General features: G+C 37.9%; 13 protein-coding genes. 8 read left to right on the forward strand and 5 right to left on the reverse strand.

Annotated features, from left to right (window positions below):
- Positions 1-114 precede the first annotated feature (114 nt).
- Positions 115-2004 carry a transketolase gene (locus H6G06_RS22830; protein ID WP_190564357.1) on the reverse strand — a complete coding sequence of 630 codons (1890 nt, stop codon included), beginning with the start codon at positions 2002-2004 and terminating at the stop codon, positions 115-117.
- A 595-nt stretch (positions 2005-2599) separates the two neighbouring features.
- Positions 2600-2752: a hypothetical protein gene (locus H6G06_RS22835; RefSeq protein WP_190564358.1), complete on the reverse strand. Its 153-nt coding sequence runs from the start codon at positions 2750-2752 to the stop codon at positions 2600-2602.
- Positions 2753-2758: 6 nt separating this feature from the next.
- On the opposite strand from H6G06_RS22835, the gene glpK reads away from it, so the two are divergent.
- From glpK to H6G06_RS22875, 8 genes are all read left to right on the forward strand, one after another.
- Positions 2759-4252 carry a glycerol kinase GlpK gene (glpK, locus tag H6G06_RS22840; protein WP_190564359.1) on the forward strand — a complete coding sequence of 498 codons (1494 nt, stop codon included), beginning with the start codon at positions 2759-2761 and terminating at the stop codon, positions 4250-4252.
- 32 nt (positions 4253-4284) lie between these two features.
- Positions 4285-4962: a hypothetical protein gene (locus tag H6G06_RS22845; protein WP_190564360.1), complete on the forward strand. Its 678-nt coding sequence runs from the start codon at positions 4285-4287 to the stop codon at positions 4960-4962.
- Positions 4963-5093: 131 nt separating this feature from the next.
- On the forward strand, positions 5094-5813 hold the full coding sequence (locus tag H6G06_RS22850) for a TIGR02391 family protein (protein WP_190564361.1): 720 nt from the start codon (positions 5094-5096) through the stop codon (positions 5811-5813).
- Positions 5814-6077: 264 nt separating this feature from the next.
- On the forward strand, positions 6078-7253 hold the full coding sequence (locus H6G06_RS22855; protein WP_190564362.1) for a hypothetical protein: 1176 nt from the start codon (positions 6078-6080) through the stop codon (positions 7251-7253).
- A gap of 47 nt (positions 7254-7300) precedes the next feature.
- Positions 7301-7525: a DUF433 domain-containing protein gene (locus tag H6G06_RS22860; protein ID WP_190564363.1), complete on the forward strand. Its 225-nt coding sequence runs from the start codon at positions 7301-7303 to the stop codon at positions 7523-7525.
- Positions 7522-7854 carry a DUF5615 family PIN-like protein gene (locus H6G06_RS22865; RefSeq protein WP_190564364.1) on the forward strand — a complete coding sequence of 111 codons (333 nt, stop codon included), beginning with the start codon at positions 7522-7524 and terminating at the stop codon, positions 7852-7854. The genes H6G06_RS22860 and H6G06_RS22865 overlap by 4 nt, the downstream gene beginning before the upstream one ends.
- 211 nt (positions 7855-8065) lie before the next feature.
- Positions 8066-8245: a type II toxin-antitoxin system HicA family toxin gene (locus tag H6G06_RS22870; RefSeq protein ID WP_190564365.1), complete on the forward strand. Its 180-nt coding sequence runs from the start codon at positions 8066-8068 to the stop codon at positions 8243-8245.
- A 231-nt stretch (positions 8246-8476) separates the two neighbouring features.
- On the forward strand, positions 8477-9271 hold the full coding sequence (locus H6G06_RS22875; protein WP_190564366.1) for a DUF4231 domain-containing protein: 795 nt from the start codon (positions 8477-8479) through the stop codon (positions 9269-9271).
- Positions 9272-9328: 57 nt separating this feature from the next.
- Here H6G06_RS22875 and H6G06_RS22880 read toward each other — a convergent pair whose 3' ends face one another.
- The 3 genes from H6G06_RS22880 to H6G06_RS22890 all read right to left on the reverse strand — a co-directional run bounded on the left by H6G06_RS22880 (position 9329) and on the right by H6G06_RS22890 (position 15273).
- Entirely contained in the window at positions 9329-12295 is a 2967-nt protein-coding gene (locus H6G06_RS22880) for a hybrid sensor histidine kinase/response regulator (protein WP_190564367.1), read from the reverse strand.
- Between the two features lie 190 nt (positions 12296-12485).
- Positions 12486-14711 carry a methyl-accepting chemotaxis protein gene (locus H6G06_RS22885; RefSeq protein WP_190564368.1) on the reverse strand — a complete coding sequence of 742 codons (2226 nt, stop codon included), beginning with the start codon at positions 14709-14711 and terminating at the stop codon, positions 12486-12488.
- A gap of 64 nt (positions 14712-14775) precedes the next feature.
- A complete protein-coding gene (locus H6G06_RS22890; RefSeq protein ID WP_190564369.1) occupies positions 14776-15273 on the reverse strand; it encodes a chemotaxis protein CheW in 498 nt (165 codons plus the stop codon).
- Between the last annotated feature and the right edge of the window lie 24 nt (positions 15274-15297).

Raw genomic sequence — 15297 nt, forward strand, 5'->3', positions numbered from 1 at the left:
TGTCAAAATAATTTAAACAATGTTCATAACATATTCATAACATTCAGTATTACAGATCCCCGACTTCTTCAAGAAGTCGGGGATCTATGGTGGTGGTATATTTTCAACTAACCGCTATACTCCTACCAGTTGTCTAACTTGCGATTTCACAGCTTCCACAATGGCATCAGCATCAATTTTAGCAGCACGGAGTAGTTGTTCGGGAGTGCCGGAAGTGGGCATATCTCGCACTGCAAGTTTAATAATTTGTAATTGCGGGATTTTGTAGGCAGGAGTTGTACTATTACCAGCAAAGGCATCTAGCACAGCATCACCTAACCCTCCTTCTAACCAATGGTCTTCTACAACTACTAAATTACCATTAGTATCTTTTGCTGCTTGATGTAATGTTCGCACATCAATGGGCTTAACAGAATAAGCATCAATAACGCGAACTGTAATACCTTCATTTTTCAATCTGTCGTAAGCTTTGAGGGCTTCATGTAAAGTAATACCGGCGGCAATAACTGTGGCTTGATCTCTGTGGGAACGGTGTATAACTTTGCTGCCACCAATGGGAAATTGTTCTTTACCATCATAAATTACAGGAGTGCTTTCTCTGGTGGTGCGGAGGTAAACAATACCAGGTAAATCGCTCATCTGTGCTACTAGTTTAGCAGTCTGATTAGCATCACTAGGATACAATACAGTGCTATTCCACACAGCGCGAAAAGCTGCTAAATCTTCTAATCCCATTTGAGAAGCGCCATCTTGACCGATAGAGACACCCGCATGAGAACCAACTAAATTAATGTTGGCACGAGATACCGCCGCCATCCTGATAAAATCGTAAGCACGAGTTAAAAAAGCTGCAAAGGTAGAAGCAAAGGGTTTGTATTTTCGCACCTGCAAACCTACCGCAGCTGCTATCATTTGCTGTTCGGCAATGTACATTTCAAAGTAACGTTCAGGAAAGGCTTCGGCAAAATCTTCAGCATACGTGGAATTACTCACCTCAGCATCAAGGACAGCTATATCAGGTTGCGATGTCCCCAAAGCTAATAAAGCATCACCGTAAGCGCGACGGGTGGCAACTTTTTTATCTTTTTGATATGTGGGAAGTTGTAAAGGTTGAGGTACTCCTAGTGCAGCGGGTTGGCTTTGTGATTCTGGTTTATCAACTGTGATAGTAATGTCACGTTTTCCACCTAATTCTGTGATGGCTTGTTTTTCTTGTTCTGCTTTCAAAGCTTTACCATGCCAACCACCTAAATCTTCTAAAGCCTTTACTCCGCTGCCTTTTTTTGTCCTGGCAATAATAACTGTCGGACGGTCATTTATAGCTACAGCAGCACTAAAAGCTTGGTCAATCTCTGTTAAATCATGACCATCAATTTCTATTGCTTGCCAACCAAAAGCCTTAGCACGGTTAGCATAAGCTTGTGTATTCCAGCCTAATTCAGTTTGACCACGTTGTCCGAGGCGGTTGACATCAATAATGGCAATTAGATTATCTAAACTATAGTGAGAAGCGTGATCAAAAGCTTCCCAAACCGAACCTTCAGCCGTTTCACTATCCCCCAATAATACCCAAACATTGTAAGGCAATTGGTCTAAATATTTACCCGCTAAAGCCACCCCCACACCAATCGGTAAACCTTGCCCCAAGGAACCTGTAGCTACATCTACCCAAGGTAAAACGGGTGTAGGATGTCCTTCTAAACGACTACCAAACTGGCGCAGAGATAATAATTCTTGGTCAGAAATTACGCCTGCTGCTTTATACATGGAATATAGCAAAGGTGCAGCGTGTCCTTTGGAAAGAATAAAGCGATCATTATTTGGGTTATCTGGATGAGCGAAATCGTAACGGAGATATTTGCACAGTAAAACCGCCATCAAATCAGCGGGAGACATAGAAGACGTAGGATGACCGGAACCTGCAACAGTAGTAGTCCGAATACTATCGACACGCAACTGTTGAGCTAATTCTTGCCATTGGTGTAGCTGCTCTTGGGTGGTCATGGTTGTTATCCTAAATAGAAATTAAAATTATTGACTATAACTAAAAAAGTAATCTTGCAGGTAAAACTGTAAATTCTATCTTTGCTTAGATTTAATGTAGAGACTTGGTGTTATCAATACTTCTTTCTAATGGAATAACCACTTCTTCTATCTCAGGTTATATAAGAGTTAGTTGACTTCAGCTTAATTTGTATGTGTATAGCACAAAATATTATTGTATTAGATGACTTTAAAACCTAAATACCAATCAGCCCAAAATTATCAACAAGCTCAAGAAATATCACCTCATCATACACAAACTAAAGATGTATTAATAGATAAGAATTGGCAAAAGTAACAATATATTGGCATAGCAATTCTATTATTTGTAGGACTTACGCAAGATTGAACTCAAAACCTGATTCTTGCGTAGGGGTAATTCATGAATTACCCCTACTTCCGTTCTGTTTTGCGTAAGTCCTGATTTGGATTAATCGCAATCATAGGATTTTTCAGCCGTCGATTTGAATATGCTTTAATCTTTGCCCTGACCCTTAGCATGATATTAATTGTTTTCTTCCTGATTGTTTAAAAGATGATGAATCCCCCCCATTTATCAAACTGCAATTGGTAATGAGGCATAAAGCAGGGGAGTATAGGGAGAATAAGCTGTTAATTGATAGTAAAATGCAACCCAAGCATAGCCAAATCCCACAACCTCAAGATTGGGAACTTTGATATTATTTACCAGTGCATAGCCAAGCAACATAAACCCATGACCAAATATGTAGCTGCAATTGACCAAGGAACGACCAGCACCCGCTTCATCATCTTTGACAAGCAGGGTAAAATTGTTGACTATGCCCAAAAAGAACATCAGCAGATTTACCCCCAACCGGGTTGGGTAGAACATGATCCTCTGGAAATTTGGTCATGTACTCAAACTGTAATTAAAGATGCTTTATACCAAAGTAATATTACTGTAGCTGAAATTACAGCCGTTGGTATTACAAATCAGCGAGAAACAATAGTAGTTTGGGATAAGCAAACAGGCGAACCTTACTACAACGCCATTGTCTGGCAAGATACCAGAACTGACTACATCTGTAATCAACTAGCAGCAGATGGTGGGATAGACCGTTTTCGCGCCATAACAGGTTTACCACTGGCTACCTACTTCAGCGCCCCCAAAATCAAATGGTTATTGGAAAACATACCAGGATTAAAAGCCGCAGCCGCAAATGGTAATGCTCTTTTTGGCACAATTGACACTTTTTTGATTTGGCATTTAACAGGTGGTACAGAAGGCGGTTTGCATATTACTGATGTTACCAATGCCAGCCGGACTTTGCTGATGAATTTGAATTCTCTGGACTGGGAACCGGAAATTTTGGAAATTATGGGCATTCCCCGGCAAATGTTACCAGAAATTCGCCCTTCATCTGCTATTTATGGTCAAGCTACAGGTATTCTCGCAGGAGTTCCCATTGCTGCTGACTTAGGTGATCAACAAGCTGCTTTAATGGGACAAACTTGTTTTCAGGTAGGTGAAGCCAAAAATACCTATGGTACAGGTTGCTTCATGCTGCTGAATACAGGCCAGCAAAAGGTGATTTCCCAACATGGTTTATTAACAACCGTAGCTTACAAATTGGGTGATGCACCACCCGTTTATGCTTTGGAGGGGAGTATAGCTATTGCTGGTGCTTTGGTTCAATGGTTGCGTGACAATTTGGGATTAATTCAAAGCAGTGCAGAGGTAGAAGCTTTAGCCAGTACAGTTACAGATAATGGTGGTGTTTATTTTGTCCCTGCTTTTTCTGGGTTATTTGCTCCCTATTGGCGCAATGATGCTAGAGGTGTAATTGTGGGGATGACTCGCTACACAAATAAAGGTCATATTGCCCGTGCGGTGTTGGAAGCTACAGCATGGCAGACTCGTGAAGTTTTGGATGCGATGAGAGAAGACGCGCAGGTAAATTTAACGGCTTTGAAGGTAGATGGTGGGATGGTGTACAACAACCTGTTGATGCAATTTCAAAGCGATGTGTTAGGTGTGCCAGTGATTCGTCCGCAAGTAGCAGAAACTACAGCTTTGGGAGCGGCTTATGCTGCTGGGTTGGCGACTGGTTTCTGGAGTAGTTTGGAGGAATTGTCTGATAATTGGCTTTTAGATCAGACTTGGGAAGAGAAGATGGATGAGGTGGAGAGGGAAGGTTGTTATCTGTTGTGGAAGAAGGCGGTTAGTAGGACTTTTGATTGGGTATAATTAAATATTGAAAAAGAAAAAATATACACACAATGTCTATACACTCTATGCTGAGTACCTTCAATTCGATTTTGTTCGCATTAATTAGTGATCCCATTAAATCTATTGGTGCATTAGCTTCAATTGGTACGTTAATAATTGGCTGGAAAAATCTTACAAAGGATACTACAAGAGTAAGTGTAATTGTAAAACGTGCGTCCAATGGACCTGCCATACTTCAAGATCCTCAACAAGAGTTTTTGCTTTTTGAGGTATATAATCAAGGAATCTCTCCTGTTGTTATCAACGAAGTAGGAATTAAAATTTCTGGAAAGGTTTGGAGCAAAACTAAATTAATAAATTTGGTTGATTTACCTTACTCATATTTGAATATGGAAGATAACGATAGTGCAATAGGTACTTCTGAATGCGTAGGCTTACCTGGTACAGTACCAGCTAAGTCAAAAGGTATTTTTATGTTAAGTTATTCCAAAATGAGAGAAGCATCTAATAATTATCAAAAAAGGACTATTTCTTCTACCAGTCCCGAATTTGTTGGTAGTCAAAGATTAATCAAGACTTTCCAAGAATTCCAAAAGTGTGAGATGCTTCCAGGAAAAGGCTTGAAAATCACTCCATACGTTTTTACTGGTTGCGGAAAATATTATAGTGGTAAAATTGCAAATATTAAGCTTGGAAACTTAGGTGATGTAGTTACCTTTTGGGATTAAGTAAATCAAAACAACCAATTTGCTTTTAATTTTTTAACCGTTACTTCTGTCTGTTAATTATTTAGTAAAATATACGTACAATTCACGATCTTATATCAATAAGAAAATAACTAAACTAATCTTCAATTATTATGAAATACAACTTGACAGATAGCCAGAAAAACTTGCTCAAAGAACTGGTTGCACTTATCCAATCAGGTTCGGTAGATGAAGAGTTCCGGATTTTTTGGTCTGGCAATGACGCAACTGGATATTCAGCTACGTTAGTTAGCTCTAACAAACCTGGTAAGATACTAACTAATGCAACCAAAAGTGGAATAAATGCACTAGAAAGAAGTGGTTTACTTTCCTGTCAAGGAAGCTCCTCGCGTCCAATATGTGCGTTAACAGAACAAGCTTATACAGTAGTTGAAACAAACTTCAACGCTCCAGATACTTCATTTATGGAATATCTGACACCTATGAGTGGTACAAATGAGTTTGATGAAGAATTAAAAATGCGATGCTTACCACTTTTGGCAACAGGGGGTTCAGATCCTATGTTATGGGATTCTGTTGTAAGAACAGCGGGGGTCATCTTAGAAGAGCGACTAAGAGATGTGGGTTCTATATCTGACCCTAACCTAACAGGACAAGGATTAGTTAACAAAGTATTCAACAATAATGGAACATTGGCATCAAAATTTATAGTTGATTCTGAACGACAAGGCTATCGAGATTTGTATGCTGGCATTGTTGGATCTTTCCGCAACCCGTCTGCTCATAAGCTAATTGATCCAACTCCAGAAGAAGGGGGAGCATTCATAATTTTCCTCAATCTGCTGCTTAAAAAGCTTGAGGCTTTGAGATAAAAGTTAAACTACTTGTCAAAGTGCGATCGCTCACCTTTTCCCTTCTCTTTCAACAAGCGATCGCTACCGTGACATTTCTGGGTCTAATTTTGAAGACGCATAACAAATTCTAAATGTACTTTTAATGTCAAGCATTACAGGTTTATACCTAATCTTATTACAGCACAACCTTATAAAAGGTGAAATGGGAATTCGTGTGATATACGGACAATTACCATATCATAAATAATTATATGCAAGTTATATACCCGAAGCGAGTGAGAAATGGATATCCTTACGCTAAATCAACAAGATATACGCGAACTACAGAGGCAATGTCTTCATCACAACATTTTTCCCATAGACCTTTCCTGGTGTGCATTTACGAAAAGTCCTGAACCTGTATATCAGCTTCTCCAGCCTCTTCTTGATGAGTGTATAGAGAATCTTCAAATTCTTAATACAGACGAACTCCGTATCTTACTTGATGCCATGCCTCCTGGTATTCTTATGGGAATAGGTAAGATTGATACTCCACCATCACAACAACAATATAGACGCATCGCAAATCAATATATAACAATGTTAGTAGAGCGATGTTACTCACCATTACGTGATGTTATACACATTGATCCTAATTCCAGCAGTGTGCTTTTGGAATGCCCAGAACTAAAAAATTGTTTTGATGATGACGGTCTACTCATCTTAAATAAAGAGTTTACACTCCTACCCGGTGGTATCAAATATCGGGGAAAAATACTTCACTACCACCAATTCCTACGACGATCATTCTCAGCCGAACCCAATTTTGATTTCCTTGAGCGGTTTGCTGATCATTCTCGAATAACGAACAATCAATGCCGGATTGCTATAGATCATCGTAGGATTATGTCTGAAAAAGAATATCGGCGAATTATGGAGTATGATCATTGGTACGGACCTCTAGTATTTGATACTTCAAGAATTGATGATCTGAATTATGTGGGTGTCACAGTAAAAACGAGAAAACATCCATCACCATTTGATAACAATTATGTTCTTGATCATACAGAAATTTATTGGAAGTCAGATAGATCAACTTCGGTCAAAACATTGGAAATTGAAGAAATAGCTTCGAGCAAAGATAACTATGAGGGCTGGCATATCAATAGATACATACACTCAGAGCGTGATACAGCAAACAAGACTCTGCGGCACTTTGATGGTGCAGTTAAACTCTATTCTTCTGATAATTATAGGGATCGACACAACACCAATATGCCAAGCCATGCAAAAGCTAATCACTATATAAAAATGTTCCGAATTGACGGCAATATTGATCTTAACGAATGGGTAGCTCTTTTGAGCTTCTATTTTCGAGGTAATGAAATGATTACGGAGTATTTTGATCCACAAACCTTCGATCAGGAATTTCGACCAGTTATTGAGCAATATAAAAATTCTACAAACACAGCGTGCTAGATGATCCTAAAATTATATAAACTAAAGATTAAACCGCAGGAAAAATCATGAATTATCAAGACATTATTACCATTGAACCTGGAAAACGCAGTGGAAAACCTTGCATTCGCGGAATGCGTATTACTGTGTACGACATTTTAGAATATTTAGCAGGTGGGATGACAGAAGCCGAAATTCTGGAAGATTTTTCAGAACTGACATCTGAAGATATTAAAGCTTGTCTTGCTTTTGCTGCTGACCGAGAGAAAAGGTTATTTGTTGCATCTTTATGAAACTGCTATTAGACGAAAATTTATCAGATCGGATTGTTGATAAAATTCTTGATTTGTATCCTGATTCTCAACACGTTAAAACTTTAGGACTTATAAATACTGATGATGCCATTATCTGGGAATTCGCCAAAATGAATAGTTTTGTGATTATTTCCAAAGATTCTGACTTTCATCAACGTAGTTTACTTTATGGTCATCCACCCAAATTTATTTATCTGCGTATTGGTAATAGTCCCACATCAAAGATTGTGCAGATTTTGAGAGATAATTTGTCCACAATTACCCAATTTGATAGTAGTGACCTGGAAAGTATTTTGGTATTAACTTAATTACACTCCCAGATATTGGAGATTTATATTTTCTGATATACAAATCATGCGTAAAGATATTTTAACCAAAAGTCTCTGAAATATATTGTAAATGTTTCTGTACCGGAGCGATCGCTCTTTCCTTTCTCTCTGAATAAGCGATCGCACTGTATCTTGAACCAGACCCCATCGAATTAAAATCAGGAGCAATTTTGCGGGAGGTTTTGGTCGGATGACCCGCAACCGTCGCATGAATGCAGATGAAGTTGAACGTATTTTGCAGCGTTATGGATTTGAATTGATTTCTCAAAAGGGTAGTCATCGTAAGTGGAGAAATATTGATCGCCAACTACAAGTAATTGTCCCTTATCACAAGGGACACTTGCGTAAGCCCTATTTAAAGAAGTTTTAAATTTTTCATCTTCCTGAGATTAACTCTGGATGCTGATATTTTCATAACTGTATTTTTGTTAACTATTAGCTTAACAAGCTTGTATTGAATGCTACTTTCGTGTAACATTATTGATTGTTTGTGAAATAACCTTTTTTCTGGCTTTTCACTCAATTTCTAATTCCGTATCGTGCCAGGACTACTTGGTAAATTACCTGTACGTCTTATTTATTTTCTTCGCCAGGTGAAAAAATGCTATTGTTCTTAAAGCTGATTGATTATTTATTAGCAGCTGTTTTTATCAGTGCTGCCATCATCCTTTACTTTGATTCTAGCAATCAACAATATGTAATAGCTGGAGCCGGAGCTTTAGCTGTTGCCATTTTTTTGTTTCTACTCAACAGAAGCTCGGTTAACAATGCCCTTAAGGAATCACAACAGGCTGAACTACAAAAAAAAGCTGAACTCTACACCTCTTTATTAACTCATAGTAACTCTTTGGAAAACAATACAATCGTCCCTGCCAGAGCCAAAGCTTTAGAGTATTGTCAAGATTTGATTAATGATTACAGAGGCACTAGAAACTGGGCAAGAAATCTTTACTATGTCTTGCAAATTTCCACCGTTATTTTGTCTGGTGTCACACCCATTTTAGTCTTAGTAGATAAATTAGAAGCAGGACAAGCTTGGCTGAAGTGGCTCCCAGTAATTTGTCCGGCTCTTGCTTCTATTGTCGCTAGTATTGTCACCTCTTTCCCTTTTCAAAAAAATTGGGTTGCAGCTAACACAACTGTTGAATTGTTAGAAGCAGAACAAGAAAAATTTATTTTGGGTATTTCACCTGCTTATCGTTGTTATGATGTTTCTGGAGAAGCTGAACAACAACAAAGAGTAAGTCAAGCCGTCGAATCGTTTATCAACCAAGTAAATAACATTCACCTGCAACAAGTTCAACAAGCAACTGAACAACAACCGGAGAAGAAGAAAGAGACAACCACAACCGAAGAATCTAGTTCTGATAAACCCAAAACCGAACAACCTGCTTAAGGTATTACCAAAATATAATTTATTTAATCTTGTGGTGCGGGCATCTTGCCCGCTTTTTTAATTATTAGCAGATCCTGTTTCCGCAATTCTAAAAATAATTTCTTCCAATGTTCTCAACAAATCTTGTTCATTATAAGGTTTAGAAAAATAAGCTCTAGCTCCTAGTTGCATCGCTAGTTGACGATGTTTATTACTACTACGAGAAGTCAACATAGCAACAGGAATACTTTTTAAATCATCATGAGATTTCACCCGTTCTAAAAAGCTATAACCATCAAGACGCGGCATCTCAATATCACAAATTACAGCTTGCACTTTTAACCCACTCTCTAGCTTTTCCCACGCATCTTGACCATCTTTAGCCTGTTCAACCTGATACCCTCCCTTTTCCAGAGTTAGAGCTAAATAACGCCGGACATTAATCGAGTCATCGACAATCAAAATTATGCCTTTTTGATGAGTATATCTAGCTATAGGTTTAGGCTTTTGTGGTTTGAGAAAAGCTGTTTTTAATTTAGTTGTCGGTAATTTATTAGTTTTATGAGGACGTTGATTGTTTGTTGCCCAAGATACTAATTCATTAGTATTTACTAATGGCACTACCCGACCATCACCAAGCATTGTACAGTTACTAAAACCATCTGGTAAAGGTATATTTCCTTCAACTTGACGAATTGCCACTTCTTGCTCACCCCAGCAACGGTCTATTTGCACAGCTATGGGTTGATGATCATTTTTGATGATTAACACACTACTAGCGTTAATTCCTGTGGCACTTTCTATCTCTAAATGATGGTAGTGAGAACAATTAAATTCAAAGTAATTACCCAAACGCATTAAAGGTAGCATGGTATCTTGCCATTTGAGAAATTCCCCACCATCCATGGAGAAAACCTGCTCATTATCTAGTAAAAAGATTTCCGCAACTACATCTGTAGGAAATGCCAAGACCAGGCGATGGTGTGGATTGCTGCCAGTATCGCTTTCTACTAACAAAACTCGCGCTACAGACAGTGTGAATGGTACTGATAAAGTAAAAGTTGTACCAATTCCTAGCTGTGTATCAACTTTCACATCGCCCCGCACTAGTTGTAGATTATTACGAACTACATCCATTCCCACACCACGACCAGATAAAGCTGTAACTTGATCAGAAGTAGTAAACCCAGGCTCAAAAATTAGTGATAATAGTTCTTCTTCACTAGCAGTAGCTATCAATGCTGTATCCAAACCCATAGCTACAGCGCGGTGGCGAATTTTTTCTAAAGAAATACCTCTACCATCATCACTGATGGCAATGATGGTGCGATCGCTGCGATGATATCCTTTAATTTCAATCAATCCTTGTTCGGGTTTTCCTAAAGCGTAACGGGTAGCTGTATCTTCAATTCCATGATCAAAAGCATTACGTAATAAGTGCATTAAAGGCTCATTCAAAGCCTCTAAAATGCTGCGTTCAATTAAAGTTTTACCACCTTCAATTTTTAACTGAACGTTTTTGCCATACTCAACATTTAAATCCCGAATTGCTCTAGGAAAACGCTCGACTAAATCCGATAAAGGACGCATCCGCACTTGCGTTAATTTTCTCTGTACTTGCTTAGATGTTTTATTCAGCTTCCTCGCAATTTGGTCTGTATCATCAACACTGAGTTGAATATCACTAGCAACTTCTGCTACCTGAACAATAGTTTCCATTACATCCTGAGATAACAGGTTGAATTTTTGATAGCGATCTATTTCTATCCCATTCACCCCAGATTCTTTTACCATTTCTTCTGATGTTGATATTCCCGAAGAGATAGTTTGGGTAATAATTTTCTCATAGACCAAACGCACTTCTTGATTTTCTTGGTGAAGAGTTTGTACTCGTTGGCTCAGTCCCAAAACTAGTTTGCGTAATCTTTCTAATTGAGAATTTAATCCATTGCGCTGAATGAGTATTTCTCCAAATAAATCATTAATTTCCTCTAATTGCTTACTTGGAACTCGAACTGTATTTTCATGAGTTTCCTTATCTTTAGAAACTCCAATAATTTCGCCTTTGCGTTCAATATGTTTATAGTCTAGCGAGGGAAGTTGTTGAGTAAATGCTATATTTGGGTCAGGAAACTCAACAGCATTAATTTCTGGTGGTAATTCTATCTCTAAAGATTCTAAATCAGGAATTAGCTCCTCTTCTACTAAGGTAATTTCCTGATTTTTTGCTGGAATATTATTAACCTGTTGCTGATTATGGCTAACAACTACTTCAACTAATTCAATTTTTGTGGGTAATTTATCTCTTTGATTTGTCAGGACTAAAGCTTGCGATCGCCTCCATGATTGCAATGCTAACTGAGAAATTTCTACACAGCGATTAGACTGAGTTTCTAAATAATGACCAACTGACTCACAAAGTTGGGTAAAAGCAGGTAACTGAAGCATTTCTCCCAACCCACCCAACTCCGCAGCCATCACCCCCACTTCCGACTGTAAATCATTTGCAGAACTATTTGCTAATAGAGATTCTAAATGCTGCAAACATTCTTCAACTTCTGTTTCAAACAACAAAGGAATAATTTCTTGACCATCTTCTGGTGATAGCATGGTAGTAATATCCTCTGGAGAAGGATCACCCAAACGCTCATGCAGTTCATCAAAAATCGGGTAACAAAAAGTTCTCAACCATTTATCATCTAGAGATTTTCTCTCGGATAATAAATCTACAATTTGCCTTAACCAGTCAACTCCAGATAACAATAAACTCTGTAAATGAGTATCAATTTCCAGAGATTTTTTCCGAGTTTTTAAGACCTTAAAAGAATCTTCTAAACGATGAGCCAAATTACTCAACACTTTAAAACCCATCATGGCCGCACCACCTTTAATTGAATGTGCGGTTCGCATAGCGGCATTAATCTTGTCTAAATCGAGGTGTTTACTAGTATCGATTTCCAGCAAGATATTTTCTAAAGTATTCAAATAATCAGTTGCTTCTTCCAGAAACTGCATCTGAATTTCCAATTCTTTATCATTGGTCATAAATTATTATTCCTTAGTCATTAGTTACAGCAGGAGTCAGGAGTCAGTAGAGACGTTCCGGCGGAACGTCTGTACAGGAGTCAGGAGTAAAACTGGCTTTGTGTATAGGTTTCAATTTAAATTCTGTACCTCCTTGATCTGCAATCTGCTGTATTAATCATTCATTATTAGCCGAGAATAAATTACTGAATTAATTAATTTTAAAATTCTCAACCTGATTTTGTAGTCGCTGGGAAATCTCAGCAGTTTGTTGTAAAGATGCAGAAATTTGCCGGGAAGAATCGCTAGTGCGTTGTGAAATAGCAACAATATCTTTGCTCAATTGATTGACAATTTGTGATGTTTGCTCTGGAGAAACAGAAGCCGTAGAAATTGACTTGATAAAATCGTTGATTTGCTGCGAAATATCCACAAATTCACTTAAACTCTGCTGGGCATCTGCGGCGATTTGCGTACTCTCAATTACCTGATTTGTCCCCACCTCCATTGCTTTGACGACTTCAGTTGTATCTCGTTTAATTTTTTCGACAATTTGCTCAATTTCTTGAGTAGCAGAAGCACTACGTGCCGCTAACTCCCCTACCTCTTCAGCGACAACAGCAAAACCTTGACCTTCTTCTCCTGCACGCGCTGCTTCAATTCCTGCATTAATGGCCAACAAATTAGTTTGCATAGCAACTTGGTTAATTAAAGACACCACACGAGAAATTTGTTGGGAAGATTCTCCCAAATGCCTAACTTTTTTAGCAGTTTCATCCACAGTTTCTTGCAAAGATACAATATTTTTTACTGTCAAATCCATCGCTTTTACACTCCTGATAGTGGTGTATTTAGCATGATTAGCAATAGCAGTAATTCCTTGCGCGTCATTCGCTAACGCTTGCATATAATTGGTCATTTGCTCCACTGTGGCTAAAGTCCGGTTGAACTCCTCAAATTGTGTAGTTGCATCCTCTGAAAAATGATTAATAGCATTTTGATTCAAGCCAATATCTCTATTAATTTGACTTGCATTCTGTTTGACGTGGATAACAATATCCCGGAGGCTTTTTAAAATCGAATTAAACACATTGGCAATAGTACCAATTTCCCCATCTTTAACCTCAACCTGTACTGTCAAATCACCTTTAGCAGCATTTTCTACCTGACTAATTAACTGTAAAAGTTGTAAATGTAGCGTGTTTTTTGGTTGGTATTCTTGCTCAGATATCGATTCTTTTGCAACCTGAATATCCTGTTCTTTAACCCCAACAGGTAACACATCCTCTTTTTGATTTCCTAGTGTTTCTAAACTCGCATATGCAGAGAAATTTTGCTTTGTTATACTCTTAGCTAACCAAGCTGCAAGCAATGTCATCAATAATGCCATTATTGCTGTGATATGAGCAATCAGCTTCAGAAATTGTCTTTGCGGGTCTAAAGCAATTGCGCCATCTTTAGCCAGAATTAATTGCCAATTCAGCTTTGGTAAACCTTCTAATTTTTTCAATGGTGCATAACTAACCAGTTGTGGCGCTTGATAAATCGTCTCCACTCCTGTGAAAGTATCCAAATTTTCTCGGTTCAGCAAGTTAGCTAACCCAGGATATATTACTGTAGCTTCTTGACCTAATAAATCCTTCTGGAGACTGAGGAAAAACTTACCATCAGTATCAACTAAATAATAGTCATCGTTATTATCTACGTAATTTTTGATAGACTCTATTAACAGTTGTATGGATACACGTGTTCGCACTACAGCAGTAGTTTTTCCTGTCGCTACATCTTTAATAGGTGCAGCAATATAAATCACTACTGCATTATTTTTTAAGATTTCTGGTTGACTAATAACAGGAGCATTCGTTCGCAGAACCTCTTGAAAATATTTCAGGTTTTGTTCCTGACTAATAGTTCCACCTTTAGATTGGATAATCACTTTTCCATTGAGGTTAAAAACCGCCACATGGTCATAGCCTTGATAGGCTGTAATGAAACGGTTTAGCACTGCTTGTTTTTCAGCAATACTCGTACTTTTACTAAGTTCAGGATTGCTCAGAAATGGCAGAGATGAAAGGATTTGAATATCTCCATATCTGGCCAACATAAAACGGTTAATAATTTCACCTAAGCTAATTACTTCTTTTTCTTGAGTGCTGATAATTTGTTTACTAATCGATTTGCTACCCAAATTATAGGCAATCATACCAATTCCTAATACTGGTAATGTGCCGATAGCAATGGAAAAAATTATCGCTTTCGTACTTAATTTCAGTTGCCGTAAATATCTAATTACATTATTACCAGGATAATTATCAGATGTTTTTATATGAGGCTGTCCAATAATTTCCACTTTCTTATCAGTAATCGGCGCTGATGCCTTAATAGATGCTTTGTTGTTAGCATCACCAGTGTGAGCAGTATCGGTTTTATTAATCATAAATGAATACCCCTGAATGTCTGTAATAATAACAGTAAAAACTGATTTTTATGAACTTGATAAACTAATCACTACCTGCACTAGAATAATTTACAATATTACGTGCATCTAACACCAGCAATATTTCTTCTTTTTCTTCCACGCAGCCACACAAATAAGGCACTAAGCTAGTAGCCACTTGCCCCACAGGAGAATGAATATCATCAGCCCTCAATTTAGTAGTACCTTTGATTTCTTGCACAACTAAACCTAAAAGCTTTGATTCTACTTTGATAACGATAATATTATACTGTCTTAGAGGATGCTCTAGCCCTTCTAAATTAAACATTTTTGGCATATCAATTACCCAAATAACGCGACTACGCCAATTCATCAACCCTAATATACAGGAAGGCATATTAGGCATAGATGTCACAGATTCGACAGGTACAATAATCGCTTCTTGGGTGTGAGTAATGGATAAGACAGCAGTGGTTTGTTGATTTATTTGAAACTGAAGATAGCTATCTTCTAATGAGTTTTGTCCTGGTTGATAATAAAGGGTTAGTTGAGATTTTGTCATTGATTTAATTCAAGTAATTTAAAA

Origin of the sequence: Anabaena sphaerica FACHB-251, assembly GCF_014696825.1 — a bacterium.
Taxonomy (GTDB): domain Bacteria; phylum Cyanobacteriota; class Cyanobacteriia; order Cyanobacteriales; family Nostocaceae; genus RDYJ01.

Bases quoted from the DNA above. Each gene is read 5' to 3' on its own strand.
- H6G06_RS22830 (WP_190564357.1), bottom strand. From the start codon at position 2,004: ATGACCACCCAAGAGCAGCTACACCAATGGCAAGAATTAGCTCAACAG.
- H6G06_RS22835 (WP_190564358.1), bottom strand. From the start codon at position 2,752: ATGTTGCTTGGCTATGCACTGGTAAATAATATCAAAGTTCCCAATCTT.
- glpK (WP_190564359.1), top strand. From the start codon at position 2,759: ATGACCAAATATGTAGCTGCAATTGACCAAGGAACGACCAGCACCCGC.
- H6G06_RS22845 (WP_190564360.1), top strand. From the start codon at position 4,285: ATGTCTATACACTCTATGCTGAGTACCTTCAATTCGATTTTGTTCGCA.
- H6G06_RS22850 (WP_190564361.1), top strand. From the start codon at position 5,094: ATGAAATACAACTTGACAGATAGCCAGAAAAACTTGCTCAAAGAACTG.
- H6G06_RS22855 (WP_190564362.1), top strand. From the start codon at position 6,078: ATGGATATCCTTACGCTAAATCAACAAGATATACGCGAACTACAGAGG.
- H6G06_RS22860 (WP_190564363.1), top strand. From the start codon at position 7,301: ATGAATTATCAAGACATTATTACCATTGAACCTGGAAAACGCAGTGGA.
- H6G06_RS22865 (WP_190564364.1), top strand. From the start codon at position 7,522: ATGAAACTGCTATTAGACGAAAATTTATCAGATCGGATTGTTGATAAA.
- H6G06_RS22870 (WP_190564365.1), top strand. From the start codon at position 8,066: ATGACCCGCAACCGTCGCATGAATGCAGATGAAGTTGAACGTATTTTG.
- H6G06_RS22875 (WP_190564366.1), top strand. From the start codon at position 8,477: ATGCTATTGTTCTTAAAGCTGATTGATTATTTATTAGCAGCTGTTTTT.
- H6G06_RS22880 (WP_190564367.1), bottom strand. From the start codon at position 12,295: ATGACCAATGATAAAGAATTGGAAATTCAGATGCAGTTTCTGGAAGAA.
- H6G06_RS22885 (WP_190564368.1), bottom strand. From the start codon at position 14,711: ATGATTAATAAAACCGATACTGCTCACACTGGTGATGCTAACAACAAA.
- H6G06_RS22890 (WP_190564369.1), bottom strand. From the start codon at position 15,273: ATGACAAAATCTCAACTAACCCTTTATTATCAACCAGGACAAAACTCA.